The organism is Magnetospirillum sp. ME-1 (assembly GCF_002105535.1).
GTDB lineage: Bacteria > Pseudomonadota > Alphaproteobacteria > Rhodospirillales > Magnetospirillaceae > Phaeospirillum.
In genome coordinates, this window is sequence record NZ_CP015848.1 from 3,980,729 (window position 1) to 4,005,166 (window position 24,438).

The window sequence follows — 24,438 nt, forward strand, 5'->3', positions numbered from 1 at the left end:
GATTATCGCACTGCCGTACTGGGAAATTTCATCAATCGCCTTGAATACGCAATAATTCGTACTATTCTAAAGCCATGGGTAATTTATGCCAAGCGGCATGGGTGGTTGAGGCTGTGCGCAATCCCGCCCTGACGGCGAGAGGCAAAATGGAGGGCTATGATGCGTGACAATGGACCGATCACCAACCGTGAGGTGGAGCTGAAGGACGGCGACATGCTGGTGTCGCGCACCGATGCTGGCGGACGCATCACCTTCGTCAACAAGGCCTTCATCGACATCAGCGGCTTCACCGAGCAGGAATTGGTGGGCTCGCCCCACAATCTGGTGCGCCATCCCCACATGCCCAAGGAGGCGTTCGCCGATTTGTGGGCCGCCATCAAGGCCGGCCGCCCGTGGGAGGGCTTCGTCAAGAACCGCTCCAAGAACGGCGACCATTACTGGGTCCGGGCCAACGTCACCCCCATCATGGAGAACGGCCAGATCACCGGCTACGTCTCCATCCGCTCCAAGCCGTCCCGCGCCCAGATCAATGCCGCCGAGCAGGCCTACCAGCTGTTTCGTGAAGGACGGGCCCAGGGGCTGGCCATCAAGGACGGCCGGGTGGTCTCCACCGGCCTGGCCGGCAAGCTTGGCGAGTTGAAGAACTCCATCGCCGGGCGGCTGGGTGGCGTGCTGGCCACGCTGGGCGTGCTGATGCTGGTTGTGGGCTGGCTGGGCATTTCCGGCGTGCGTTCGGTGGGCGAGGACGTGCGGATGGTCTACGAGGAGAACACCGTCTCCGCCATCGACCTGGCCGAGGTCGCCGATCTGTTCCAGGAAAACTACCGCCAGATCGCCACCATCGAAGTGCAGCTGCTGCTGAACACCAATTGGGGCGCCCTCAGTGACCGCCTTGCCCAGGTGGACGCCAACATCAAGACCATTAACCAGAAATGGGAAAGCTACACCGCAGGCAATCATCCGGCGGAGGAAAAGGCGCTGATGGACAAATTCAACGCCACCAGGACGGCGTACCGCGAAGGTGGCCTCGGTCCGGCCATGGAACTGGCGCGCAAGGGCGACGCCCAGGCCCTGGGCAAGCATTTCGGCGAGACCATGCGCCCCCTCTACAACGCCAGCCACGACGCACTGAAGGCGCTGATCTCCTATCAGAGCAAGGATGCCGCCCGCACCTTCGCCAATGCCGAGGCCCATGTTTCCGGCCTCAGCATGAAGGTGTCCATCGCCCTGGCGGTGGCGCTGCTGTTCGCGGCGGTGATGGGCATGCGCATCGTGGCCGGCATCCGCGCCCCTCTCAAGGCCATGGAGCGCCATTTCGACGCCATCGCCGCCGGCAATCAGGCCCACGAGATCCCGGTGGCCGACGTGCATGAATTCGGGCAGCTGCACTCGCTGCTCCGCGCGCTGAAGGCCAAGATCGGTTATGCCACCCTGGAAAAGGTCGAGCTGGACCGCCAGGCCGAGGAGAGCCGCAAGGCGGAACTGAACCGGGTCGCCAATTCCCTGGAGGACCGGGTCAAGGGCGTGGTCGATCTGATCGACGTGTCGTCGGGCTCGCTGCTGGGCAATGCCCAGACCCTGTCGGCCAACGCCCAGCAGACCATGACGCAGGCCGGCAACGTCACCGCCATGACCGGTCAGGTGACCGCCAACGTCCAGTCGGTGTCGGCGGCGACCCAGGAGCTGTCCTCGTCGGTGACCGAAATCTCCCGCCAGGTGGCCCATGCCGCCACCATCTCCGGGGACGCGGTCCGCCAGGCGGGCGAAACCGACCGCATGGTGCGCTCTCTGGCCGAGGCGGCACAGAAGATCGGCGATGTGGTCAACCTGATCACCGACATCGCGTCCCAGACCAACCTGCTGGCCTTGAACGCCACCATCGAGGCGGCCAGGGCGGGCGAGGCGGGCAAGGGTTTCGCCGTGGTCGCCAACGAGGTCAAGCACCTGGCCAACCAGACCGCCAAGGCCACCGAGGAGATCGGCCAGCAGGTCACCGCCATCCAGACCGAGACGCGCTCGGCGGTGGACGCCATCCGCTCCATCTCGGATACCATCGGCAACATCAGCGAACTGTCGTCCGCCATCGCCGCGGCGGTGGAGGAGCAGGGCGCGGCCACCAACGAGATCGCCCGCTCGGTGGAGCAGGCGGCCCACGGCACCGCCTCGGCGGCCGAGAACGTGCAGGTGGTGTCCGACGCCGCCGAGGAGACCAAGCTGATGTCCGATCAGGTCTACGACGCCGCCAACGGCCTCAAGGGCGCCTCGAACCAGCTGGCCCAGGAAGTGGCGGGCTTCATCAAGGAAATCCGCAGCGCTTAAAACAATATCCCGGTGATCAAAACCGATCACCGGGAGCCCTCAAGCGGCGGGCGGGCGCGAGCGCCCTTGCCTCCCGCGCCATAAGGCGCGCGGCCCCTTGGGCCTAAACAAACCCCTCACCGGGGTTTGTTCTGGACCATGGCTCTAATCGCCAGGGTCAGGCCCCGGTCTTCTCGGCCGGGGCCTTTTGCTTGGCGGTGGAATGCTCGATGTAGTGCCAGACGAACAGGGCGGGCAATCCCATCAGCAACTCGCGGCCGCGCTTCAAGAGCGAGACCGCCAGGGCGATCTCGGTGGGCAGGCCGAGAACGGCGCCCACCAGCATGTAGCCGCCTTCCTGCAGCCCGATGGCGCCCGGCACCACGAAGGCCACCGAGCGGATGGCGTAGATGATGCTTTCCAGCGCCAGCACCTCGGCCAGGCTCATGGGATAGCCCAGGAGCCACAGCGCCACCCAGGCCTCGATGGCGCCCGCCCCCCAGGCCAGGATGTGCCAGAACACCGAACGGGCGAAGCGCCGGTGGTCGGAATACAGCGTCAGGACGGCGGCATGCACCCCGGAATCGGCATCGGGGGCGTCCCAGGCGTGGGGCATGATCTTGGCCGGCAGGGTCTCCAGGAAGCGCATCACCACCGAGCGCTGCAGCGCCACGAAGATGGCGAGGCCGGGAACGCTGATCCCAAGGGCGATCAGCGCCCAGCGGGTGACCTCGGCCTCGGGGTAGAGGTGCAGCCACAGGGCGACGCCGAGGATGCTGAAGAAGAACTGGGCGATGGCCTCGGCGGTGACGTCGACCATGACCACGGCGGTGGACTCGGCGACGCGGAAGCCGTAGCGGGTCATCAGGCGGATGGCGGCCATCTCGGCGGACAGGGGCAGGATGCCGGCCAGTTCGCCCACCCCGTCCTTGATCCAGCGGGCCACCGAGAACTTCCAGGTCGGAATGCCGTCCTGCAGCAGGCCCCAGGCGATACCGCACAGCGCCACCGGCAGGGCGTGGGTCAAGGCCATCAGCGCCACGCCGCTCCATCCGGCGGTATCGAGCGCGCCGCCCACGTCGCCGAAGCCGTCGCGCATGTACCAGGCCGCGATGATGATCAGGACGATGACGCCGAGGCGCAGAAGGTTGGCTTTCATCGTCTTGCGGCCTCGGCGGCGAAGGTGGTGAGCACGATGCCCCGTTCAGCCACCTTGCGGCGGTTTTCGGGCGCGATCAGGGCCTTGTATTCCTCGTCGATGCGGTAATGGGGCGGCATGGGGCGCGGCGCATCCCAATGGGCGGTGGCCGGGTGGCAGTAGATTTCCGACAGCCCCTCGGGCAGCACGTCCAGAAAGGAATTCACCTTGGCGGCGTCCATCTGCCCCGAATCGTTGACGCCGAAGGCCCGCTCGTTGACCAGCAGGCACTTCGCCCTGGCCTTGGCGGCCATGGCGCGGTTTCGCCGCCAGTGAAAGACGCCGTTGAACAGCCGGGTGCCCAGCCGGTCGCCGCGCGCCCGATAGGACAGCAGCGGCGGCTCCCACGGGATGCGGATGCCGGGGGCTCCGTACTCCACCGCCAGATCCAGCACCAGATCGAACACGGTGGGGTGCTGGTGGTAGTGGTGGTGGAAGTCCACGTGGGCGAGCGGCAGCCCGGTGGCCTTGAACAGCTCGAACTGGGCGCGCATCTCGGCACTGACCTGACGCTGCGCCGCCCTGGACAGGAAGATGCGGGTACCCAGCCGCACCAGGTCCAGGGTGAACATCCCCTCTTGGTCGACCAGATCGGGAATCTCCGACGGCGGCAAGGCGGGGATGCCGTCCACCAGGGTGACGTGCAGGCCGACTCCCAGGGTGGGAAGCCGCCGGGCGCGCTCCAGCGCATCCTCCACGGCGCCCTCGGTGACCATCAGGCTGGCGGCGGTGAGGATGCCGTTGGCGTGGCCGTCCTCCACCGCCCGGTTGATCTCGACCGAGCGGCCGAAATCGTCGGCGGTGACGATCAGGCGCTTGCTCACTTGGCAATTCCGTTGGATTGGGGCTGTCCGATCACGTGGAAGATGGCGGGCAGCACCACGAAGGTATAGACCACGGTGATGCCCAGCGACAGGAACAGCAGCATGCCCATGGAGGCCGTGCCCAGGTGGGGCGACACCGCTAGGCTGCCGAAGGCCAGGCCCGTGGTCAGCGCCGAGAACAGCACCGCCCGGGTGGTGGGCGAGGACAGGTGGTCGACGATGCCGGCCCGCCAGTTGACCACGTAATAGATGTTGAAGGCGACGCCGATGCCCAGCAGCAGCGGCAGGGCGATGACGTTGGCGAAGTTCAGGTCGATGCCGGCCAGGCGGGCGGCGATGACGGTGGCCAGCGCCCCCAGCACCAGCGGTGCCAGCACCAGCAGGGAATCCTGCACCCGCCTCACCATCAGCCACAGCAGCAGGCCGATGGCGGCCAGGGCGCAGATGGCGGCGACGGCGAAGGCCCGGATCACCACCTTGCCCGCCTCCTCCATGGTGATGGGGGCGCCGGCCACGTCGGGGACGACCGCCGAGACGGCGGCGATGAAGTTGCGGCGCTGGGTCTCGTCCTGGATGTCCACCTTGGGCAGCACCTGGACCCGGACGCGCTTGCCGTCCATGGCGATCCATCCCTGCTTCAACTCGGCCGGCAGGGTTTCGATGCTGACCGGCTCGGCTTCCAGCGAGCGCTTGATGGTGGACAGCAAAGCGGGCAGGCCGGCAACGGCCTTCTGGTATTCCTCGGCGGCCCGGGGGCCCTTGGCGATGATGGCCTTCAGGTGGGTGGTAAGCCGCCGGGAGGGCTGGTGGTCGGGGGCGACGGCCTCCAATTGCCCGGCCAGCCGGGCGATGGCCGCCAGCGCCTCTTCGGGAGTGGGAGGTGGCAGCACCTTGGCCGGGTTGAGGGTCGGGCCCAGGACCATGGCCAGATCGCCGATCATGGCCAGCTTCTCGTCCTGACCCTCGGGGATGAAGGTGGTGACCGTCATGGCCCGATGGACGCCGGGCAGGTCGGAAAGCTTTTCCGCCAGGGCGCGGGCGTCCTCGATGGACGGGGCCAGGGTCTCCAGGTTGTAGACGCCGTTGTCGGGGTCCTTGGCCAGGTCCATGAAGGTGGCCACGGCCTCGGCCTTGGGGTCCTGCAGATGCAGGGGGTCGAAATCCATGGGCACGACGGGAAGCAGGGCCGCGCCGACCAGCCCGATGGCGCAGGCCGCGGCGACGATGGGTCTGGCGTGGCGGCGGAGCATCGCGTCGGACGCTTGAAGCGGAAAGCCCACCGGCTCCATTTCCGCCGGCGGGTTGACCAGGGCCAGCAGGGCCGGCAGCAGGGTGAAATTGACCGCCACCGCGATGATCATGCCCGCGCCGGCGATCAGCCCCAGTTGCGACACGCCGGTGTAGTCGGTGGGCATGAACGACAGGAAGCCCACGGCGGTGGCCACCGCCGCCAGGGTCAGCGGCGTCGCCATGGCGGTCGCCGCGCCGTGCGCCGCCGTGTCGGGCGGCAGGTCCATATGGCGCTGGTTGCGGTAGGCGGTGACGAACTGAATGCTGAAATCCACGGCGATGCCGAGGAACATCACCGCGAAGGCGACGGATATGGGGTTGAGGCTGCCCACGGCGGCGGCGGCGAAGGCGCCGGTGGCCACCAGCCCGACCACCAGGCAGACCATGATGGCGCCCACCACCCGGGCCGAGCGCACCGCCCAGAACAGCAGCAGCGCCACGCCCAGGAAGGAGAGCGGCGCCGAAATCTCCACGCCCTCGGCCACCGTGGCGAAATTGGCGTCGGCCAGGGCGAGGTTGCCGGTGACGCGCACGCGATAGCCCTTTTCCGGCACCAGTTCCAGGTCGCGGGCGGTGGCGCGCACCGCCTTGATCAGGTCGGAGGCCGGCTCCAGCGCGCTGTAATCGAGGATTCCATGGACCATCAGGAAGCGGCGCGGCGCATCCCGGGCCGGGCCGCCCGACATCAGCGCCTGCCAGTCCACCGGCCTGGCCGCCTTGCCGGCGGCGATGGCGGCGGCCGGCGCTTCCAACTGCGCCAGCAGCGGCTCGATGTCCTTGGGCGCCGCCTGGCCGTGGCTGATGCCTTGCAGCACCAGATCCACCGCCGACAGCAGGCCGCGCAACGAGGGGTCCTTGGCGATGGAGCCCAGCAGCGGCTGCGCCTGCACCAGACGCTCGACCACCTGTTCCAGCTCGGCCGCCGGCAGGAACAGCAGGCCGTTCTTGCGGAAGAACATCTCCTCGGGCGGGCGGGAGGCGTCGTGCACCACGCCCTTGTTGGCGACGGGCAGGGCCTGGGCCAGGCGTTCCACCGCATCCTCGGCCAACTCGGCGGTGGGGGCGTCGATGATCACCGCCAGCCGGTCGGTGGAATGGGGAAAGGCCTTGTCGATGGTCTTTTCCACCTTGCGGTAGGGCAGATCGGACGAGATCAGCTTGCTCTCGTCGGTGTCCAGCGACAGGTGGGTGGCGGCGTACCAGCCGAACAGCACCGTGGCCGCCAGGGAGGCGATCACCACCGCCCAGGCGTGGCGCCAGCTCCAATCCACGAGTCGAACCGCCACTACCTTCAGCATTGTTCCTTGGCTTTCCATGCGGCCGGGAGAGAAAGGGGGGAATGTGCCTCCTCGGCCCTTGCATAGCAAGAGTCATTGGCTTTGCCGGGCAAACGCGCTACCGTCGATATTGCATTGCAGCATTGAAGGGAGCGGCAATGGTGACGCGGGTCGGAAGGGCGGTGAAAGGCTGGGCGCGGCGATGGCTGCCGCTGCTGCTGGCGCCTCCCGCCCTGGTGGCCGTGCTGTTCAACGCCTGGGAATTCGCCAGCCTGTGGGTCGAGCATGACCGGGCCTTCGTGGAGGCCCAGGCGCAGGTCCAGGTCCTGGCCCGCGACGTATCGCGCACCCTGTCCGCCACGCTGCGTCCGGTGGACATTCACATCGCCGACCATCTGCGGCCGGTGGCCACCCGCTTCGTCTCGTCCCAGGCCTCGCAGCCGCAATTGCAGCGGGTCTTCCACCTGACCACCCAGCGCCTGCCCCAGGTGGCGGCGGTGATCGTCTTCGACGCCTCGGGGCGGAGCGTGGCGGCATCGGTGCCGGTCACCCGTCCGGCGCCCGACATCTCGGGGGGCTTTTATTTCCAGCGTCACCGCGACCAGGGGTTGGAGAGCGCGGTTTTCGTCGGCGACGCCGCCCTGACCCTGGGCGAGACCGGGCCGACGCGCTGGCGGCTGATGATGAGCCGCCGGCTGCAGGATCTGGACGGCCGCTTCCTCGGCATGCTGCTGGTGCAACTGAACACCGAGGACATCTTCTCCCAGATCTCGGGGCTGAATTTGATTCCCGGGGGAGTGGTGCGCATTTTCGACGATGCAGGCCGGTTGCTGGTCAATCATCCGCGCGACTACACCCTGGCCGGGCGGACCTTCTGGGACGGCCAGCTGTTCCGCCGCTGGGCCGCCGAGCGACGGGAATTGCTCGGGCGTATTCCCGATCCTACCGACGATTCCCCGGAAATCGGCGATTTCCTTGCCGTGGACGGCTATCCCGTCCTGGTCTCGGTGGGGCTGCCCGAGGATCTGGCCCTGGTGGAGTGGTGGCGCGAACTGGCCATCCTGCTGCTCACCATCGGGGCCTTCGTGGCGGCGTCCAGCCTGGCGGCGCGGCGATGGCTGGCGAAATGGGTCTTGCATCTGAACGGCAAAGGGGAGGATGAGAAGGGGTTCGTCGACGGCGACGGCATTTGAGCGGAAATTTCATGGACCAGCCCGATCCCCTTTCCTTTCCCCGCCGCAAGGCTGCGCCCTTCCTGCCCATGAGCCGGGCCGAGATGGAGGCGCTGGGCTGGGACGAATGCGACGTGGTGCTGGTCACCGGCGACGCCTATGTGGACCATCCCAGCTTCGGCATGGCCATCGTGGGCCGCCTGCTGGAATCCCAGGGCTTCAAGGTGGGTATCATCGCCCAGCCCGACTGGAGCGGGCCGGACCCTTTCCGTGCCTTGGGCCGTCCCCGCCTGTTCTTCGGGGTGACGGCGGGCAACATGGATTCCATGGTCAACCACTACACCTCGGACCGGCGCATCCGCAGCGACGACAATTACACGCCGGGCGGCGAGGGGGGGCGGCGGCCCGACCGGGCGGTGATCGTCTACGCCCAGCGCTGCCGCGAGGCCTTCAAGGACGTGCCCGTGGTGATCGGCGGCATCGAGGCCTCGTTGCGCCGCATCGCCCATTTCGACATCTGGTCGGAAAAGCTGCGCCGCTCGGTGCTGATGGATGCCAAGGCCGATCTCTTGGTGTTCGGCAACGCCGAGCGGGCCATCGTCGAGATCGCCCGGCGGGCGCAGGCGGGCGAGGCGCCCAAGGCCATGCGCGACATCCGCGGCACGGTCTTCGTCCGCGATGGTGTGCCCGACGACTGGCGGGTGATCGACGCTTCCGACCCCGAGACCGCCCAGCCGGCGGTCAAGGGCGAGCGGGTGGTGGTGCGCCTGCCCTCCTTCGAGCAGGTGCAGGGCGATCAGGTGCTGTACGCCCAGGCGTCGCGGGTGCTGCACCAGGAAAGCAACCCGCTCAACGCCCGGCCGCTGGTCCAGCGCCATGGCGACAAGGAAGTGTGGGTGACCGCGCCGCCGATACCGCTTTCCACCCCGGAACTGGACGGAATCTACGACCTGCCCTACGCCCGGGCGCCGCATCCCGGCTATGGCGAGGCCAGGATTCCCGCCTGGGAGATGATCCGCTTTTCCATCAACATCGTGCGCGGCTGTTTCGGCGGCTGTTCCTTCTGCTCCATCACCGAGCACGAGGGCCGCATCATCCAGAGCCGGTCCGAGGCCTCCATCGTCCGCGAGATCGAGGAGATCCGGGACAAGACCAAGGGCTTCACCGGCACCATCTCCGACCTGGGCGGGCCCACCGCCAACATGTGGCGGCTGGGCTGCCGCGAGCCCGAGGTGCAGAAGGTCTGCCGGCGGCTGTCCTGCGTCTATCCCGATATCTGCAAGACCCTGGGCACCGACCACGATCCGCTGATCCGCCTCTACCGCGCGGCGCGGGGTGTCCGGGGCGTGAAGCGGGTGAGCATCGGCTCGGGCGTGCGCTATGACCTGGCGGTGACCAGCCCGGCCTATGTGGACGAACTGGTCCGCCACCATGTGGGCGGCTACCTCAAGATCGCGCCCGAGCATACCGAGGACGGGCCGCTGTCCAAGATGATGAAGCCGGGCATCGGCTCTTACGAACGCTTCAAGGAGATGTTCGAGCGTGCGGCGGCGCGGGCGGGCAAGAAGCTCTACCTCATTCCCTATTTCATCGCCGCCCATCCCGGCACCACCGACCGGGACATGCTGAATCTCGCCCTGTGGCTGAAGCGGAACGGCTTTCGGCTGGATCAGGTGCAGACCTTCCTGCCGACGCCCATGTCGCTGGCCACCGCCATGTACCACAGCGGCCGCGACCCCATCCGGCCGGTGCGCCGCGCCGGCGAGGAGGTGTTCACCGCCAAGGGGCTGCGGCAGCGCCGCCTGCACAAGGCCTTCCTGCGCTGGCACGATCCCGAGAACTGGCCGATCCTGCGCGAGGCGCTGCAGAAGATGGGGCGCGCCGATTTGATCGGGCCGGGCAACCACCAACTGGTGCCGCGCGGCGGGGGGCAGAGCCCTAGGCAACCACGCACGATGCGGGGAAATAGACGCTGACCGTGGTTCCCGTGCCGGGAGTCGAGCGGATGTCCAGGCTGCCGCCATGCAGCTCCGCCAGGGACTTGGCCAGGGGCAGGCCCAGCCCGGCGCCCTCGAAGCGGCGGTCCAGGCCGGTATCCACCTGACCGAAGGGCGACAGGGCGACGGCGATGTCGGCCTCACTCATGCCGATGCCGGTATCGGCCACGTGGAAGGCGACGCCGCCCGACGCCAGTCTTTCGCCCCTGAGGGTGACGCTGCCGCCCGGCGGGGTGAACTTGACGGCGTTGCCCAGCAGGTTGATCAGGATCTGCTTGCTTCGCCTGGAATCGATCTGCAACTGGGGCAGCGATTCCGGCAGGTCGTCGGTCAGCCGGATGCCGCCGGCATCGGCGCGCGTGCTGACCAGGCGCAGGCAGGAACCGGCCAGTTCGTGCGGATCGACCGGCTCGATGCACAAGGTGAAGGCGCCGATCTCGATGCGCGAAATGTCCAGGATGTCGTTGATCATGGCCAGCAGGTGCTGTCCCGCCGAGTTGATGTCCTGGCCGTAGACCCGGTAGCGCTCGCCGACGGGGCCGAACATCTCGCGCGCGATGATCTCGGAAAAGCCCAGGATGGCGTTCAAGGGCGTGCGCAATTCATGGCTCATGGCGGCCAGGAAGTCGGTCTTGGTCCGGTTGGCCGCCTGGGCCAGCGCCGTGGCTTCGCGCAGACGCTGCTCCGCCTGATGCCGGTGGGTGACGTCGTGGGCGATGACCATCACCCGCGGCGTGCCGTCCTGGTCGATGGGGTAGGGGGTCATGGTGGTCTCGAACCAGCGGCCATCGCGCTCGTCCTCGAAATAGACGGCGCGCCCCTCGAAGATCGCCTGCTGGGCATGGGCGAAGCGGCGTTCGGCCACCGGGGGCGGCATGGAGGTGAAGATGTTGGCTCCGATCATCTTGTCCTTGCCCGCCCCCAGGCCGCGTGCCGCCTCCTCGTTCAGGTCGACGATGGTGCCGTCCAGGCGGATCAGCAGAACCAGCAGGCCGGGCGCGTCCAGCATGGCCCGCGCCATGGTGGCGGCCTCGCGCAGCGATTCCTCGGCCCTGGCCCTGGCCGTGATGTCGGTGAAGGTGCTGATGAAGCCGCGCCCGGGGATGGGGTTGCCGCGCACCTCGATCACCGTGCCGTCGGGCCGGGTGCGGTCGAAGGCATGGGGCTGCATCTTGCGGGCCTGTTCCACCCGCTGGTCGGCCAGCTCCGCCGGATTGCCGGGGCCGTATTCGCCGCGCTGGGCGTTGTAGAGCATGAACTCGCGGAAATTGATGCCCTTGACGTTGAAGGAGGAGGGGATCTGGGTCAGGTCGAAGAAGCCGCTATTGGCCACCACCAGGTTCAGATCGTTATCGAACAGGCAGACCCCTTGCGGCATATGCTGGACGGTGGCTTCCAGGAATTCGCCATAGGCGCGGTGGCGTTCCTCGCTTTCCCTCAGCGCCTGGGTGCGGCGCTCGACCATCAGGTCCAGGCGGTCGTTGGAGACGCGCAGATTCTCCGCCACCTGGCGGTTGACCGTCACGTCCGAATAGGTGGTGACGAAACCGCCGCCGGGCAGCGGGTTGCCGATGATTTCCAGAATGCTGCCGTTGGGCCTGGTCCGCTCGAAGCGGTGGGGGCGGAACTCCAGCGCCGAATCGACCCGCGCGGCCACATAGGCCTCGACGTCGCAATCGCCGTATTCGCCACGCCGGGCGTTGAAGCGGATGATGTCCTCGAACTTCAGGCCGTGATGGAGGAAGCCATCGGGGAAGTCGTGAAGGTCGGCGAATTGCTGATTCCACAAAATCAGGTGCAACTCGGCGGAAAAAACCGAAATCCCCTGGTCGAGGTGATCAAGCACGCCGTGCATCATGGTCATGTCGATACCATGACCCGGTGGCATGTCCGTCCGGCCCTTATCCGTCATGCATTCGCCTCCCGGGGGCCATTCTTTTTTTATGGCTCAAACCGCCCTCCCATAGGGCATTGACCTTAGTATACGCCCTTTGAATTGATGAAGGGGGCGTAGCGTCTGTCTTCCATCAGTATGTGGTTGACGATCCAGTCCTGCAGGAAGACCAGAACGTCCTTGGCGGTGACGGCGGAGTGGGACAGCCGCTCCTCCAGTTCGCGGACCTGGGCCATCAGGCGCCGGTGCTTGGCGGAATGGCCGCTGCCTTCGGGATAGCCGTAGCGCTCCAGCAGCGCCTCTTCCTCGGCGAAGTGGTACATGGCGTAGCCCATCAGGAAGTCCAGCGCCTCGCCCATTTCGGTCTTGCCCTTGCCCAGGCGGACCGCCTCGATCAGGCGGTTGGACATTTCGAACAGGCGGCGGTGGTGGTTGTCGATGCGCTGGATGTTGACGGAGTACTCGTCGCGCCAGACCAGATCGTCGGCGGTGACGATCTGGGCCTCGGCGCAGGCGCGGGTGCGGCGGTGGAAGGTCTCGAACAGCTTCCAGCGCACGCCGGGAATATCTCGCAGCGTCTGGGCCGGCACCACGTAAAGCTCCATGGGCTCGGCCGAGATCAGGCGCGACAGCCTGGGCGTCTCGAACACGGCGGTTTCCTCGCCGAAGAAGTCGCCCGGTCCCAGAACCTCCAGTTCCTGATCGCCCACCAGGCGGCGGGCCGAACCGACCCGGATCAGGGCGACATTGCGATCGCCCACGGCCAGCACTTCCCCGGCGGCGACGGCGCACGGGCGCATGTCGGTGGCGATGCGGTTCAGGGTTCCGGTGGACACCACTTCGCCGAACAGCCAGGTGTGGCTGAGGAATTCGCGGATCTCCATCAGCCGGGAGATTCCGGCGAACAGGTCATGGCGCTTGACGAATTCCAGATAGAAGTCGGCGGACAGCCGAAGGGCCTGGACGTAGGAGGTGGCGCGGTAGGTCTCCATGGACGGCAGGCCGTGCAGCCCGGCCAGTTCCCCCAGCAGGGCGCCCGCCGACAGCAGCGAGCGTACCTGGCTGTCCGAAGACAGCATCTCCACCTGTCCGGCCAGGACCAGGTAGATGGCGTTGCCCACCACGCCCTCGCGGATCAGGATGGTTTCGGGGTTGAAGCTTTCCAGCGGGCAATTGAGCAGGACCTGCAGGTGGGCGTCGCCGACCTCGGGGAAATAGCCGGCCAGATGCTCGTAGGCCGAGCGCCGGGCGAAGTCGCGGTAGCTGCGCACCAGCACGTCCACCGTGCCGAACGAGGCGCCCGAGCCGATGCGCTTTTGCTCGTCGGTGAGTTTCTGGGCGGTGTGGGACAAGATGATCTTGCTCGACCCGTCCTCGGCGAAATCCTGGGCCACGCCATGGATCAGGCCGCCGCCGATATCCACCTTCTTGACGTCGGCCGGTTCGAAGTAATCGGCCACGATGCGCTCGAACCAGGCCAGCGACAGGCCCGGCTTGTCCGGGTCCTCGGAGATCATGCCCTCCAGGATGTTGAGCCCGGAAATATCGGCCATGTGGGCATAGGTGCGGTAGCCGCCCTCGGCCAGCACACGGAAGTAGAAGGGCGTGGTTTCCACCGGGTGGGGCGAGAAGATGGGGCGCACTTCCAGGCCGCCCACGTCGTTCCACTCGCCCATGGTCAGATCGCTGACGTCGAAGTAGTCGGCGAAATCCTCCTCCTCGATGGACAGCAGGGCGGCCAGCTTTTTGGTCACCGCGGCGCGGACCATGGGGGTGGCGAAGTACTTGATGCGCCGGTCGGCGCGGATCAGCGTGGTCAGCCCGGCGAAATGATCGTCGTGGGAATGGGTGTGGAAGATGCCTTCCACCTCATTGATGCCGATGCCCAGCGAATTGAGGGAGTAGATCAGGTTGGGGCCGGCGTCGATCAGGTAGATGCGCCCCTGGAACACCAGGATGGCCCCCATGCTGGGCCGCCGGATGTCCCAGCCGTCGCCGTCGCCGGAATGGATGACGGCGAAGTACTCGCGCGGGATCTGATGGAAGCCCAGGGTGTAGGGGCATTCATGGATCTCGAAGGGCGGCAGGTTGAGATTGACGCTGACCTGCTCGCCGCCATAGGAAAACTCGAATTCGTTGAGCGCGGTGCGGCGAAGCTGGACGCCGTCGGCGATCTCGATGGGTTCGTCGGCCAGGGCCTTGGTGTCGAGCAGTTCGCGCGGGTGCTGGATGCGGCCGAAGGCGAAGCGCAGCTTGAGGCGCATCATCTCCCGCGCGGTGGGCTCGTCCAGCCCGGCCTCCATCAGTTCCTCCACCGAGATCAGGCCGTAATTGCCGCGGTAGATGTACTGGAACTGGGCCTGGAGCTGTTCGTTGCGGCCGATCAGCAGGGGGCGGCGTCCGGTGTTGTTGGGGTGGCCGGGCAGCAGCATGCCCTGGCGGTAGAACATCTGCAGGACCGGGAATTCGGCCAGGTTGCAGAAGGCGCCGTTCTGAATCATCACATCGGAGAGCAGAATGGCGGTGGGGCCCGTCTCGCAACGGATTCCCCCCGCCTCGGTGGGGCGGATCAATCCGCGCAGCATCATGTGCTTGACCGAATCGGCCGGACAGCCGCACAGCACCCGCAGATCACGGTCGGGAATTTCCACCCACGAAAGGCCCGCGGCGATATCAACCTTGATCAAGCCAGCCATGAAGCCCCCCTAACTCTTGCGGCGAGGCCGGTTGGGCCCTCAAGGTCGGGTAATGCGGCGTCGCATGCGGCCTTGGCCATTGTTAGGGCGATTGTACATCAATAGTTTGGGGTGTCCAATTGCCGCTTCGCCCGGGCTTTCAGGATTCGCCGTCCCGGCTCCAGACGGTGACCCGGTTGCGTCCGCCGCGCTTGCCGTCGTACAGCGCGATGTCGGCACGGTCGAGGGATTCCTCCACCGACAGGTCGGCGGACAGTTCGGCCAGTCCGAAGGTGGCGGTGACGGGAATGGGCTGGCCCGTGGCCGAGGTCAGGTTCAACCCCGCGATGGCGGCCCGCATGCGTTCGAGCACGAGCAGCCCGGCCTCCTGGTTGGCGGCGGGCAGGCAGACCAGGAATTCCTCGCCGCCGTAGCGGTACAGGACGTCGTAGGGCCGCACGTTATGGCGGAGCGCCTCCGCCACCGCCCTCAACACCCGGTCGCCCACCGTGTGACCATGGGTGTCGTTGATCTTCTTGAAATGGTCGATGTCGGCCAATCCGACGCAACAGGGCTGTTTCAGGCGGATGGCGCGGTCGCGCTCGCCGATCAGGTGGCTCATCATGGTCTGGCGGTTGCCCAGCCCGGTCAGCGCGTCCACCGTCGCCAGGGTGCGCCAGGTGTCGCGCTCCAGTTCCTGGGCGGTGGTGCTGAAGGCGAGGACCAGGGCCATCATGGACTCGTAGTCCGAGGTGGTGACCGTATGTCCGTCCGCCGCCCGCTCGGTGATCCGCTCGGCCTTGGCATGAATCTCGCTGTGCAGTTGGCCCAGCTCGGCGAAGGCGGGATAGTCGGCCAGGGCCGACTGGCCGGCGCCTTCGTACCAGGCCGTGAACCGGCAATGCCCCGCTCCGGGGGTGGGGCGGGCCTGGTCGTCCCAGTTGAGAACCGAGCTGTACCAGGATTGCAGCCAGTCCACATGGCTGGTCAGGGCGTGCTGGTAGGCGGCCAGGCTGGCGAAGACCTGTTCGGTCTGCACGTGGATCTGGGTGGAATCCTCGGGTTCGCTGCTCATGACGCCAGCCTCCCCAGGGCATCATTCACCGCGGCCGGGGCGGCGAAATGGGTGCCCTGGCCCAGGGTGAAGCCCAGTTCCAGCAGCATGCCGGCGCTCTCCTCCGATTCGATGCCTTCGGCGATGATCTCGATGCCCAGGCGGGCGCACAAATCCCGGAGGCCCTCCAGCACGCCGCGCTGGCGGGGCGAGGACTCGATTCCCTCCACCATGCTGCCGTCGATCTTCAGGATGTCGATGGGCAGGCGGTAGAGGAAGGCCAGCGGCGAAAAGCCGGTGCCGAAATCGTCGAGCGCGATGCGGATGCCGCAATCGCGCAGTTCGGCCAGCATGGTGTCGGCATCCGAGGTTTCGTCGATCAGCATGGTCTCGGTGATCTCGACACAGACGCGGGCAGGCGGCAGGCGGTGCTGGGCCAGCATGCGCTTCAGGGTGTCGACCAGGGTGCGGTCGCGCAGGTGCCAGGCCGAGATGTTGATGGCCACGAAAGGCAAGTCTTCGCCCCGGCCCAGGCCGGCGCAGATGTTCAGCGCCCGGTCGGCCATGGTGAGGTCGATGCGCCGGATCAGGCCGGTGCGCCGCGCCAGCGGCAGGAAGGCGCAGGGCGTCATCAGTCCGAACTTGTCCGAACGCCAGCGGGCCAGCGTTTCATATCCCCGGACGGCTCCGCTCCGCAGATCGACGATGGGCTGGAGGAAGGGCTCAATCTCTCCCCGGATGATGCCTTCGGCGATGTCGCGCTCGCGCAGGATTTCCTCGAAGCCCGGACCGAATCCCGAGCTTTGCAGGGACGCCATGACCTCGTCGACGTCCATGCTGCGCGATTGCCGCAGCCGTCCCACCAGCTTGCGCATCAGTTCGGCGAAGAACGGGTCGGAGCGGGCGATGGATTGCTGGATCTTCTCGGCGCGCACCGTCACCAGCCGCGCCGGTGTCTGGGCGATGGCGGTGGCCGAGCGGGGCTCGCCGTCGATGACGCCCAACTCGCCGAACACCTCGCCCGGCCCCAGCAGGGCCAGGGGGCGGGCCTCACACTCGTTCGGGCCATCGTGACGGATCTGGATGACGCCGGTCTCGATCAGATAGGCCATGTCGGCCGCATCACCCTGGCGGAAGATCACTTCGCCCGCCGCAACATCCCTGGTCAGCATGCCCTCGTCCGCTCCGCGAAACGCCCGTCGAATATGAATGGGTAGTGAACCATGCCCGGTGGTCGCCGGGCAAGAATAAGGTGGACTACCTATCAACCGGGAGGTGGCGGCAGGGTGATGCGGACCGGCAGGCCTTCCTGCAGCGCGGCGCGCGACAGCAATGTGTTGACGGCGTCCATGGCGCGGTCGACCGCCCAGCGGATCTGGGCCTCGCCCCCCTGGTTGCCGTGGGCCACCGCCTCGGGAAGGATGCTTTTCTGCAAGAAGGCGGCGAAGCCGGCCAGGGCGCGGGCGGCGAGCTCCAGCCCGTCGCCGGGAATCTCGAATTCGGGTCCATGCTCCACCGTGTCGGCGATACGGCGCAGGACTGCCATCATGTCGGCCGTGCGCGCATCCAAGGCGGCGGGAGCGGCGGCGGCGGTCTTGGCGGCGACGAAGCGAAGCATGGAGGAAAAGAACAAATACTGGCTCATGGAATATGACCTTCGAAATAAGTGACGAATTCTTCTACCACGATCGGATTGCTTTTGACCGCAAACTGTCATCTTGAGGCAGGAAAGCGTTACAGGCCGCCGTTTGATTGCTCGTGAAATATGGGGGACTATTTCCTTGTACTTTCAAGGGGGATGGACATGGCTGCGAGCTACAGCATCGGACACCCGGCCCTCGACGACGACCATGATCGCATGATCGCGCTCTGGCGTGAACTGGAAGCCAGCCGGACGCTGGACGCCGCCAAGTCGGTGGCGGCGCGGCTGATGAGCGAGGCGGGGGAGCACTTCACCCTCGAGGAGCAGCAGATGCTGCAATGCGGCTATCCCGACTATGCCCGGCACAAGGCGCTGCATTCCGAAATGGCGGCCGCGTTGCGCCGGGTGCTGCTGCTGCCGCTGCTTTCCGCCGTCAAGCACGAAGACTTTGTCCTGGCCGTCCGCAGCCTGATGGAAAAGTGGGTGATGGCCCACATCATGGGTGAGGATTCCAAGCTGTCCCCCTATCTCCGGGCTCGTGCCGCCACCGTTCGCCGCCCCGCCGCCGCCGCGCGGGGCTGAGAACCGCGCCGGGCGACGACTTGATCAGAATCAATGTTTGTGACCGCCGGGCGTGCGTTCCTGTAGGACCCCCGAGGAGGACCGCCTTGCGTTCTGGCCCCGCCGTCCTGTCCACCGTCCGCTTCGGCCGCAGCCCCATGGCGCGGCTGCTGGCGGTCGCGCTGGTCGCGGCGGGCTTCGTCTTCCAGGGGTTGCTTCCCGGTCTCGATCTGGCGTTCAGGGGGGAAACCCTGCTGGTCACGCTGGCCGCACGGACCGGCATCTGCCACGCGTCGCCCGCGGGCGGAACCGAGCGTACGGCGGTTCCATCCCCCATGGGCGACGAGGGGCAGTCCGAAAGCCACGGATGCTGCCTGGTGTGCCAGGCCGCGTCGCCGGCGAAAGGGGCATTGCCGTCCCCAACCTTCAAAGTACCCACCGCAGGTACGGCAGGGCTTCGCATCGCCGCGACGGGCTCGTCACGCATGGACGGGCAGGCATCCCGCCACCGGCTCGCCCGCGGTCCTCCGATCCGTGCGGCTTGACGTCGCCCGCCGCCATCCCTGAAATGTCCCATCGCAAAACTTTCGCCGTCCCCATCCTTCGGGGGCGACCGTAGCTGTCTACTGTCTGGAGTGTCCCGATGAAGTCCTTTGCCATTGCCGCCGCCTTAGTGCTGGGCCTGTCCGTCTCGGGTCAGGCGGCCGCCGCCGATATCGAGGTGGTCAATCCGTTCATGCGGGCCGCTCCCATGACCGGCGGCACCGGTGCCGCCTTCCTGACCATCCACAATCACGGCGGCGCCGACCGTCTGCTGGCGGCCGAGGCCGGCATTTCCAAGAGCGTGGAGTTGCATACCCATGTGAAGGACGGCGACATCTACCGCATGCGCAAGGTCGAGTCCCTGGCCCTGCCCGAGCACGGCACGGTCGAGCTGAAGCCGGGCGGCGACCACATCATGTTCATCGGGCTGAACGCCCCGGTGAAGGAGGGCGCCGCCGTCCAACTGACCCTGAAATTCGAGAAGGCCGGCGCGGTGGTGGTTCAGGTTCCGGTCCAGGCCGCCGGCGCCATGGCCCCCGGCGCCGCCATGCCGGGCGGCATGATGCACAAGCACTGAAAGCCCTAAGGCGCCGCGCCCATCTTGACCGGGGGCGGCGCCATGTCGGGCGTCAGCGGCTTTCCCGCCGCCAGGGCGTCCAGCAGGCGGGCGGCCGGCGGGCCGTCCCATTCGGCGGCGCCGATGAAGCGGGCGATCTCGCGCCCCTGGGCGTCGATCAGCAGCGTCACCGGCAGGGCCGGGGCATCCAGCTTTTCCGCCGCCACGCGGTTTTCGTCGGTATGGATGCCCAGGTTCTTGATGCCGAGGCGGGCGAAGGTGTTGACCACCGTCAGCTTGCCGCCGCGATCCAGCGACAGGGCGACCAGGGCGACGCCCCTGGATTCGAGGTCCGGTTTCAGCCGGTCCAGGGCCGGAAGCTCGGCGACGCAGGGCATGCACCAGCTGGCCCACAGGTTCAGCAGGACCGGCTTGCCCTTAAGCAAATCCAGGCCGGCCGCGCGGGATTCTGAATCGCGGATATCGAGTGCAGCCACCGGCTTGGGCTGATCGTGGATGACCAGGCCGCGCAGCCCCTTGGGGGCCGCCGAGGCGGGGAGGGCAGCCAGGGAGGCGGCGGCCAGGATGAAGGCGCGGCGCTTCATGGCCTAGTTCTCCGCCTTGCGCGGCGAAAGGTAGGTCCGCACCCGGTCTGCCACCCGGTCTGGCGCCGACATGTGCGGCATCTTGGCCAGGAAATCGCCCTCGCGGTCCATGATGTAGATGGAGGCGGTGTGGTCGACGGCATAGCTCCTGGGGTCGTCGCCCTCGGGCTTCTGGCGTTCGTAGCGGACCTTGAAATTGCGCGCGGCGGCGGCGACCTGCTCGGGCGTGCCCGACAGGCCGGTGATGTCGGGAAAGGCGTTCAGGTATTCCTTGAGATGGGCCGGCGTGTCGCGCTCGGGGTCCACCGAGATGAACAGGGTCGCCACCTTGGCCTTGTCGGAGCCCAGCTGGTCCAGAACCATGGACAGGGTGTTCAAGACGGTGGGGCAGATGTCGGGGCAGAAGGTGTAGCCGAAGGTGACCAGGCGGATCTTGCCCCGGTACATCTCGTCGGTGACGGTCCGCCCGTTCATGTCGGTCAGCAGGAAGCGCCCGGAAACCCTGGAATCCTCCTGGGCTCGGGCGGCCGGAACCATGGCCAGGCACATCATCAGGGTAAGCAGCAGCCGTCGCATGTCCTTGGGTCCCTTGTCCTCGTGACGCCCCTTGATGCCTTTCAATCAGGCATTTGGGAAGCGCGATCATAGCCCGGCGGCCATGCCGAGGGCGCGAGGAATTTACGTAGGCTTTCTTGACGAAAGTTAAGGCTTTTGGTCCGCCCCGGTCCCATCGTCTTCGGCGAAGGTTGGGTATCATTTGTTTAGTTTCAACAATTCAAAAGGTGGGGAAGATGCATAGAAGCCGCAAACTGGCGACTCTGCTCGCTACTGTCAGCTTTGGCGCCCTTGTGGCCAGTGCTGCCTCGGCCGAGTCGCTGCAGGATGTGATGAAGCGCCGCGGTCTGACCGAGAACGACCTGATGGCCGCCGCCAAGACCTACAATCCGACCGGCAAGATCGACGAATTCGTGGTGTTCAGCTCGGGTGGCCAGAGCGGTCAGGTGATCGTGTACGGCGTGCCCTCGATGCGCATCCTGAAGTACATCGGCGTGTTCACTCCCGAGCCCTGGCAGGGCTATGGTTACGACGACGAATCCAAGGCCGTGCTGAAGCAGGGCTCGGACGTCCAGGGTCGCACCATCCTGTGGGGCGACACCCACCACCCGGCCATCTCCGAGACCAACGGCGAGACCGACGGCCAGTGGCTGTTCATCAACGACAAGAACACGCCCCGCATCGCGGTGGTCGACCTGCGCGACTTCGAGACCAAGCAGATCGTCCAGAACCCGATCATGCAGTCCGAGCACGGCGGCGCCTTCGTCAGCCCGAACACCGACTACGTGATCGAGCCGGCCCAGTACGCCGCTCCGCTGGGCGGTGAATTCGCTCCGCTGGAGCAGTTCAACGAGAAGTATCGCGGTGCGACCACCTTCTGGAAGTTCAACCGCGAGCATGGCCGCATCGAGCCCGAGAACTCGTTCTCCCTCGAACTGCCGCCCTACAGCCAGGATCTGTCCGACTTCGGCAAGGGTCCGTCGGATGGCTGGGCTTTCGTGAACTCCTTCTGCACCGAGCGTTACGTCGGCGGCATCGAGCGCGGCCGTCCGCCCTTCGAAGCGGGCTGCTCGGCCAAGGACCACGACTACCTGCACGTGATCAACTGGAAGAAGGCCGCCGAGCTGGTCAAGGCCGGCAAGGCCAAGAAGATCAACGGCCACAACGTGCTGACCATCGACACCGCCGTCAAGGAAGGCATCCTGGTGCTCATCCCCGAGCCCAAGAGCCCCCACGGCGCCGACGTCACCCCCGACGGCAAGTACGTGATCGTGTCCGGCAAGCTGGACAGCCACACCACCGTCTACGACATCTCCAAGATCGAAGCCGCCATGAAGGCCGGCACCTATGCCGGCAAGGACGAGTACGGCATTCCGATCATCGCCCTGGAGACCGTCGCCCACAAGCAGGTGGCGCTGGGCCTCGGCCCGCTCCACACCCAGTACGACTCCAAGCCCTGCACCGCGTACACCTCGCTGTACGTGGACTCCATGGTCGCCAAGTGGGACTACTGTGAAGGCAAGGTGCTTGACAAAATTTCCGTCCACTACAACATCGGCCACCTGATGGCCATGGAAGGCGACACCGCCAAGCCCAAGGGCAAGTACCTGATCGCTCTCAACAAGCTGGCCATCGATCGTTTCGCCCAGGTGGGTCCGCTGCATCCGCAGAACCACCAGCTGATCGACATCTCCGGCGACAAGATGCAGCTGCTGTACGATATGCCGCTGCCGCTGGGCGAGCCCCACTACGCCGTGTCCATCGCGACCGAGAAGCTGAAGACCAACGTCCGCTATCCGTTCGGCACCGACTCTCGCACCGAGAAGAAGTCGCCGTTCGCGGTTCGCCCCGGCCAGGAGCGTATCGAGAAGAAGCCGGGCAAGGTCGAGGTGTTCGGCACCGTGATCCGCTCGCACATCACGCCGGAAATCATCGAGGCGAACGAGGGTGACGAAATCACCGTCCACCTGACCAACCTCGAGCGTGCCCAGGACGAAACCCATGGTTTCGCCATCTCCAAGCACAACGGCAACCTGTCCATCGAGCCGGGCAAGACCGCCTCGCTGACCGTCAAGGCCAACAAGGCCGGCGTGTACCCGTACTACTGCACCGAGTTCTGCTCGGCGCTGCACCTTGAGATGGAAGGCTACCTGCTGGTTCAGCCCGCCAACTACAAGGCCACGGGTGCCAAGGGCAAGGAAGGCCAGGTTTACGGCCAGAAGGAATACGACGCCCGCGTGAAGGCCAACAACGATACCCAGGCCGTCATCAACAGCGTCGTCGGCTACATCACCAGCGTGAACTTCAAGGACTTCCCGCAGGTGGTCGCCATGGTCGAAGACGCCACCGAGCAGCTGGGCTACGCCGAGCAGAACAAGAAGAAGTCTGAGGAATTCGCCGCCAAGGGCGACTTCAACAGCGCCTTCCTGTGGGCCGAGCAGTGGTTCCAGTATCAGGTCAAGGCCGCCGATATCGGTCTGCGTGCCAAGACCTTCCTGGAGCAGAACGGCGCCAAGAAGGTAGAAGCCGCCAAGTAAGCGGTTGCGGTTTGGCCGGGGCGGGTTCGCCCGCCCCGGTTGCCGCGCAAAGGATCTGGCGGGGTGGGCTTGCCCGCTCCGCCTTTCTTTTTTGTGCCGAAGCATGCCCCGCGCCTTGCGTCGCGCCGGCGCTCTTCCGAAGAACTCAATACTTAACCAAAGTCATGGGGACGATCGCGCCCCGAGCGTAGTTTCCGTGCAAATTCGGGGGCGGGCTGGGCCATGTCCCCGGTCGTCCCGAGCTGGAGAGGATCAGACATGTTCAAGACCATCAAGCGGCAGCTTCCCGTCATGGCTTTGGCCGCCGCCTTTGGCGCCGTCACCCTGGCGCCCGCGCTTGCCGCCGATGGCAAGGCGCTTTACGCCGACAAGGGCTGCGCCGCCTGCCACGGCGAGGATGCCAAGACCCCGCTGCAGGAAGGTTTCCCCAAGCTGGCCGGCCAGAGCGCCGAATACATGCTCAACCAGATGAAGGACATCAAGGCCGGTGCGCGCACCAACGGCCAGAGCGTCGATTCCATGAAGCCCATCGTCGAGGACATGGCCGAAGCCGACATGAAGGCGGTCGCCGACTATCTGGCCAGCCTGAAGGAGGCGCCCGCCGCCGCCGCCGCCGCTCCGGCCGGCGCGCCGCACCCGGGCAAGACCCTGTTCATGACCAAGACCTGCGTGGCGTGCCACGGCAAGGACGGCAAGAAGCCGCTGCCCGGTTATCCCATGATCGCCGGTCAGGACAAGGCCTATATCCTGGCCCAGACCAAGGACATCAAGACCGGGGCGCGCGCCAACGGCAAGGCCAACGCCATGCAGCCTGTGATGCACTTGGTCAATGACGACGAAATCGCCCAGATTGCGGATTACTTGTCCACAGTCAAGTGAGGCCGGACCGGGCTGCGTTAGTGTGCGGCCCAGTTCGCTAGACCCTGGAGATAGAACGATGTTGAAGCTTAAGCACAGCCTGGCCGCCATGGTCGCTGTTTCCGCTCTCCTGGTCGGTGGCGCCGCCATCGCCGCCGGTGGTGCCGCCCCGCAGAAGGGCAAGTCGCTCGGCGAGGAAGGCTATCAGTGGCATGCCGGCGGCGGCGAAGAGGACGAGGCTCTTCACCTGAAGCCGAACCTGGACAATGGCCGTGAAGTCTACGAAGTGTGCTCGGCCTGCCATCAGCCGGAAGGCTGGGGCCTGACCGACGGCACCTTCCCGCAGCTGGCCGGCCAGCATGCCAAGGTGGTGATCAAGCAGCTGGCCGATATCCGCGCGCTGAACCGCGACAACCCCACCATGTACCCCTTCGCCCTGCCGTCGCAGATCGGTGGCCCGCAGGCCATTGCCGACGTGGCCGCCTATATGCAGAAGCTCAAGATGAATCCCGAGCCCGGCGTGGGTGACGGCAAGGATCTCGAGCACGGCAAGAAGCTGTACAAGGAGAACTGCGAGCGCTGCCACGGTGCCGATGGCGCCGGCGACAACGACAAGTTCTATCCCCGCATCCAGGCGCAGCACTACAACTACCTGATGCGCCAGTACCAGTGGATCAAGGAAGGCAAGCGCCGCAACGCCAACCCCGACATGATGAAGCAGATTCAGAACTTCTCTGAGCGCGACACCAAGGCGGTGCTGGACTACACCTCGCGTCTGAAGCCCCCGGCGAATCTGACTGCGCCCAAGGGCTGGAAAAATCCTGACTTCCAGTAGATTTTTCTGATATAAGGTGGACAATGGGGCGGTGTCCCGGTTTTTTCGGGCCGCCGCCCTCCCTCCG

Annotated in this window: 19 protein-coding genes; 9 read left to right on the top strand and 10 right to left on the bottom strand. The window is 66.3% G+C overall.

Annotated elements, in window-relative coordinates:
• Nucleotides 1–159: 159 nt before the first annotated feature.
• The gene (locus WV31_RS18645; RefSeq protein WP_085375670.1) at nucleotides 160–2,319 is read left to right on the top strand and encodes a methyl-accepting chemotaxis protein; all 2,160 of its coding nucleotides are present in this window, start codon (nucleotides 160–162) and stop codon (nucleotides 2,317–2,319) included.
• A gap of 157 nt (nucleotides 2,320–2,476) precedes the next feature.
• On the opposite strand, the gene WV31_RS18650 is transcribed toward WV31_RS18645, so the two are convergent.
• Genes WV31_RS18650 through WV31_RS18660 form a run of 3 tightly spaced genes read right to left on the bottom strand, consistent with a single transcriptional unit; the run spans nucleotide 2,477 to nucleotide 6,908 of the window.
• A complete protein-coding gene (locus WV31_RS18650; protein ID WP_085374958.1) occupies nucleotides 2,477–3,457 on the bottom strand; it encodes a lysylphosphatidylglycerol synthase domain-containing protein in 981 nt (326 codons plus the stop codon).
• Nucleotides 3,454–4,320, bottom strand: coding sequence for a hopanoid biosynthesis-associated protein HpnK (hpnK, locus tag WV31_RS18655; protein ID WP_085374959.1), 867 nt, complete (start codon nucleotides 4,318–4,320; stop codon nucleotides 3,454–3,456). The genes WV31_RS18650 and hpnK overlap by 4 nt, the downstream gene beginning before the upstream one ends.
• Complete coding sequence (locus WV31_RS18660) at nucleotides 4,317–6,908, bottom strand: MMPL family transporter (protein ID WP_085374960.1); 2,592 nt, start codon at nucleotides 6,906–6,908, stop codon at nucleotides 4,317–4,319. Before WV31_RS18660 ends, hpnK begins: the two co-directional genes overlap by 4 nt.
• A 137-nt stretch (nucleotides 6,909–7,045) precedes the next feature.
• Here WV31_RS18660 and WV31_RS18665 point away from each other — a divergent pair, with 137 nt between their 5' ends.
• Complete coding sequence (locus WV31_RS18665) at nucleotides 7,046–8,080, top strand: hypothetical protein (RefSeq protein WP_085374961.1); 1,035 nt, start codon at nucleotides 7,046–7,048, stop codon at nucleotides 8,078–8,080.
• Nucleotides 8,081–8,091: 11 nt separating this feature from the next.
• Complete coding sequence (locus WV31_RS18670; RefSeq protein WP_085375672.1) at nucleotides 8,092–10,035, top strand: YgiQ family radical SAM protein; 1,944 nt, start codon at nucleotides 8,092–8,094, stop codon at nucleotides 10,033–10,035.
• On the opposite strand, the gene WV31_RS18675 is transcribed toward WV31_RS18670, so the two are convergent.
• The 5 genes from WV31_RS18675 to WV31_RS18695 form a co-directional block, all read right to left on the bottom strand.
• Nucleotides 9,998–11,968, bottom strand: a complete 1,971-nt coding sequence (locus WV31_RS18675) for a PAS-domain containing protein (protein WP_085374962.1) — start codon at nucleotides 11,966–11,968, stop codon at nucleotides 9,998–10,000. The two genes, WV31_RS18670 and WV31_RS18675, sit on opposite strands and share 38 nt — an antisense overlap.
• A 65-nt stretch (nucleotides 11,969–12,033) precedes the next feature.
• Nucleotides 12,034–14,646: a bacteriohemerythrin gene (locus tag WV31_RS18680; protein ID WP_085374963.1), complete on the bottom strand. Its 2,613-nt coding sequence runs from the start codon at nucleotides 14,644–14,646 to the stop codon at nucleotides 12,034–12,036.
• Between the two features lie 139 nt (nucleotides 14,647–14,785).
• Nucleotides 14,786–15,700, bottom strand: coding sequence for a diguanylate cyclase (locus tag WV31_RS18685; protein WP_085374964.1), 915 nt, complete (start codon nucleotides 15,698–15,700; stop codon nucleotides 14,786–14,788).
• On the bottom strand, nucleotides 15,697–16,851 hold the full coding sequence (locus WV31_RS18690; RefSeq protein WP_085374965.1) for an EAL domain-containing protein: 1,155 nt from the start codon (nucleotides 16,849–16,851) through the stop codon (nucleotides 15,697–15,699). Before WV31_RS18690 ends, WV31_RS18685 begins: the two co-directional genes overlap by 4 nt.
• Before the next feature lie 92 nt (nucleotides 16,852–16,943).
• Nucleotides 16,944–17,324 carry a hypothetical protein gene (locus WV31_RS18695; RefSeq protein WP_085374966.1) on the bottom strand — a complete coding sequence of 127 codons (381 nt, stop codon included), beginning with the start codon at nucleotides 17,322–17,324 and terminating at the stop codon, nucleotides 16,944–16,946.
• A 159-nt stretch (nucleotides 17,325–17,483) separates the two neighbouring features.
• On the opposite strand from WV31_RS18695, the gene WV31_RS18700 reads away from it, so the two are divergent.
• The 3 genes from WV31_RS18700 to WV31_RS18710 all read left to right on the top strand — a co-directional run bounded on the left by WV31_RS18700 (nucleotide 17,484) and on the right by WV31_RS18710 (nucleotide 19,002).
• The gene (locus WV31_RS18700; RefSeq protein ID WP_085375673.1) at nucleotides 17,484–17,903 is read left to right on the top strand and encodes a bacteriohemerythrin; all 420 of its coding nucleotides are present in this window, start codon (nucleotides 17,484–17,486) and stop codon (nucleotides 17,901–17,903) included.
• 86 nt (nucleotides 17,904–17,989) lie between these two features.
• Nucleotides 17,990–18,427 (top strand): hypothetical protein, encoded by a 438-nt coding sequence (locus WV31_RS18705; protein ID WP_237051376.1) that lies wholly within the window; start codon nucleotides 17,990–17,992, stop codon nucleotides 18,425–18,427.
• A 98-nt stretch (nucleotides 18,428–18,525) separates the two neighbouring features.
• The gene (locus WV31_RS18710) at nucleotides 18,526–19,002 is read left to right on the top strand and encodes a copper chaperone PCu(A)C (protein WP_085374967.1); all 477 of its coding nucleotides are present in this window, start codon (nucleotides 18,526–18,528) and stop codon (nucleotides 19,000–19,002) included.
• Between the two features lie 5 nt (nucleotides 19,003–19,007).
• On the opposite strand, the gene WV31_RS18715 is transcribed toward WV31_RS18710, so the two are convergent.
• Together WV31_RS18715 and WV31_RS18720 are read right to left on the bottom strand one after the other, a co-directional pair.
• Entirely contained in the window at nucleotides 19,008–19,586 is a 579-nt protein-coding gene (locus WV31_RS18715; RefSeq protein ID WP_085374968.1) for a TlpA disulfide reductase family protein, read from the bottom strand.
• A gap of 3 nt (nucleotides 19,587–19,589) precedes the next feature.
• Nucleotides 19,590–20,162 (bottom strand): SCO family protein, encoded by a 573-nt coding sequence (locus tag WV31_RS18720; RefSeq protein WP_237051377.1) that lies wholly within the window; start codon nucleotides 20,160–20,162, stop codon nucleotides 19,590–19,592.
• 311 nt (nucleotides 20,163–20,473) lie between these two features.
• Here WV31_RS18720 and nosZ point away from each other — a divergent pair, with 311 nt between their 5' ends.
• From nosZ to WV31_RS18735, 3 genes are all read left to right on the top strand, one after another.
• On the top strand, nucleotides 20,474–22,678 hold the full coding sequence (gene nosZ, locus WV31_RS18725; protein WP_237051378.1) for a Sec-dependent nitrous-oxide reductase: 2,205 nt from the start codon (nucleotides 20,474–20,476) through the stop codon (nucleotides 22,676–22,678).
• A 258-nt stretch (nucleotides 22,679–22,936) separates the two neighbouring features.
• Nucleotides 22,937–23,557 carry a c-type cytochrome gene (locus WV31_RS18730; RefSeq protein ID WP_085374971.1) on the top strand — a complete coding sequence of 207 codons (621 nt, stop codon included), beginning with the start codon at nucleotides 22,937–22,939 and terminating at the stop codon, nucleotides 23,555–23,557.
• Between the two features lie 58 nt (nucleotides 23,558–23,615).
• The gene (locus WV31_RS18735; RefSeq protein WP_085374972.1) at nucleotides 23,616–24,371 is read left to right on the top strand and encodes a c-type cytochrome; all 756 of its coding nucleotides are present in this window, start codon (nucleotides 23,616–23,618) and stop codon (nucleotides 24,369–24,371) included.
• Nucleotides 24,372–24,438: the final 67 nt, after the last annotated feature.

What these genes read in the sequence shown, in the direction of transcription:
- WV31_RS18665 (WP_085374961.1), top strand. Translation starts at nt 7,046, where the DNA reads ATGGTGACGCGGGTCGGAAGGGCGGTGAAAGGCTGGGCGCGGCGATGG.
- WV31_RS18695 (WP_085374966.1), bottom strand. Translation starts at nt 17,324, where the DNA reads ATGAGCCAGTATTTGTTCTTTTCCTCCATGCTTCGCTTCGTCGCCGCC.
- WV31_RS18645 (WP_085375670.1), top strand. Translation starts at nt 160, where the DNA reads ATGCGTGACAATGGACCGATCACCAACCGTGAGGTGGAGCTGAAGGAC.
- WV31_RS18730 (WP_085374971.1), top strand. Translation starts at nt 22,937, where the DNA reads ATGTTCAAGACCATCAAGCGGCAGCTTCCCGTCATGGCTTTGGCCGCC.
- WV31_RS18690 (WP_085374965.1), bottom strand. Translation starts at nt 16,851, where the DNA reads ATGCTGACCAGGGATGTTGCGGCGGGCGAAGTGATCTTCCGCCAGGGT.
- WV31_RS18720 (WP_237051377.1), bottom strand. Translation starts at nt 20,162, where the DNA reads ATGCGACGGCTGCTGCTTACCCTGATGATGTGCCTGGCCATGGTTCCG.
- WV31_RS18650 (WP_085374958.1), bottom strand. Translation starts at nt 3,457, where the DNA reads ATGAAAGCCAACCTTCTGCGCCTCGGCGTCATCGTCCTGATCATCATC.
- WV31_RS18735 (WP_085374972.1), top strand. Translation starts at nt 23,616, where the DNA reads ATGTTGAAGCTTAAGCACAGCCTGGCCGCCATGGTCGCTGTTTCCGCT.
- nosZ (WP_237051378.1), top strand. Translation starts at nt 20,474, where the DNA reads ATGAAGCGCCGCGGTCTGACCGAGAACGACCTGATGGCCGCCGCCAAG.
- WV31_RS18715 (WP_085374968.1), bottom strand. Translation starts at nt 19,586, where the DNA reads ATGAAGCGCCGCGCCTTCATCCTGGCCGCCGCCTCCCTGGCTGCCCTC.
- WV31_RS18675 (WP_085374962.1), bottom strand. Translation starts at nt 11,968, where the DNA reads ATGACGGATAAGGGCCGGACGGACATGCCACCGGGTCATGGTATCGAC.
- WV31_RS18710 (WP_085374967.1), top strand. Translation starts at nt 18,526, where the DNA reads ATGAAGTCCTTTGCCATTGCCGCCGCCTTAGTGCTGGGCCTGTCCGTC.
- WV31_RS18670 (WP_085375672.1), top strand. Translation starts at nt 8,092, where the DNA reads ATGGACCAGCCCGATCCCCTTTCCTTTCCCCGCCGCAAGGCTGCGCCC.
- WV31_RS18680 (WP_085374963.1), bottom strand. Translation starts at nt 14,646, where the DNA reads ATGGCTGGCTTGATCAAGGTTGATATCGCCGCGGGCCTTTCGTGGGTG.
- WV31_RS18685 (WP_085374964.1), bottom strand. Translation starts at nt 15,700, where the DNA reads ATGAGCAGCGAACCCGAGGATTCCACCCAGATCCACGTGCAGACCGAA.
- WV31_RS18700 (WP_085375673.1), top strand. Translation starts at nt 17,484, where the DNA reads ATGGCTGCGAGCTACAGCATCGGACACCCGGCCCTCGACGACGACCAT.
- WV31_RS18660 (WP_085374960.1), bottom strand. Translation starts at nt 6,908, where the DNA reads ATGCTGAAGGTAGTGGCGGTTCGACTCGTGGATTGGAGCTGGCGCCAC.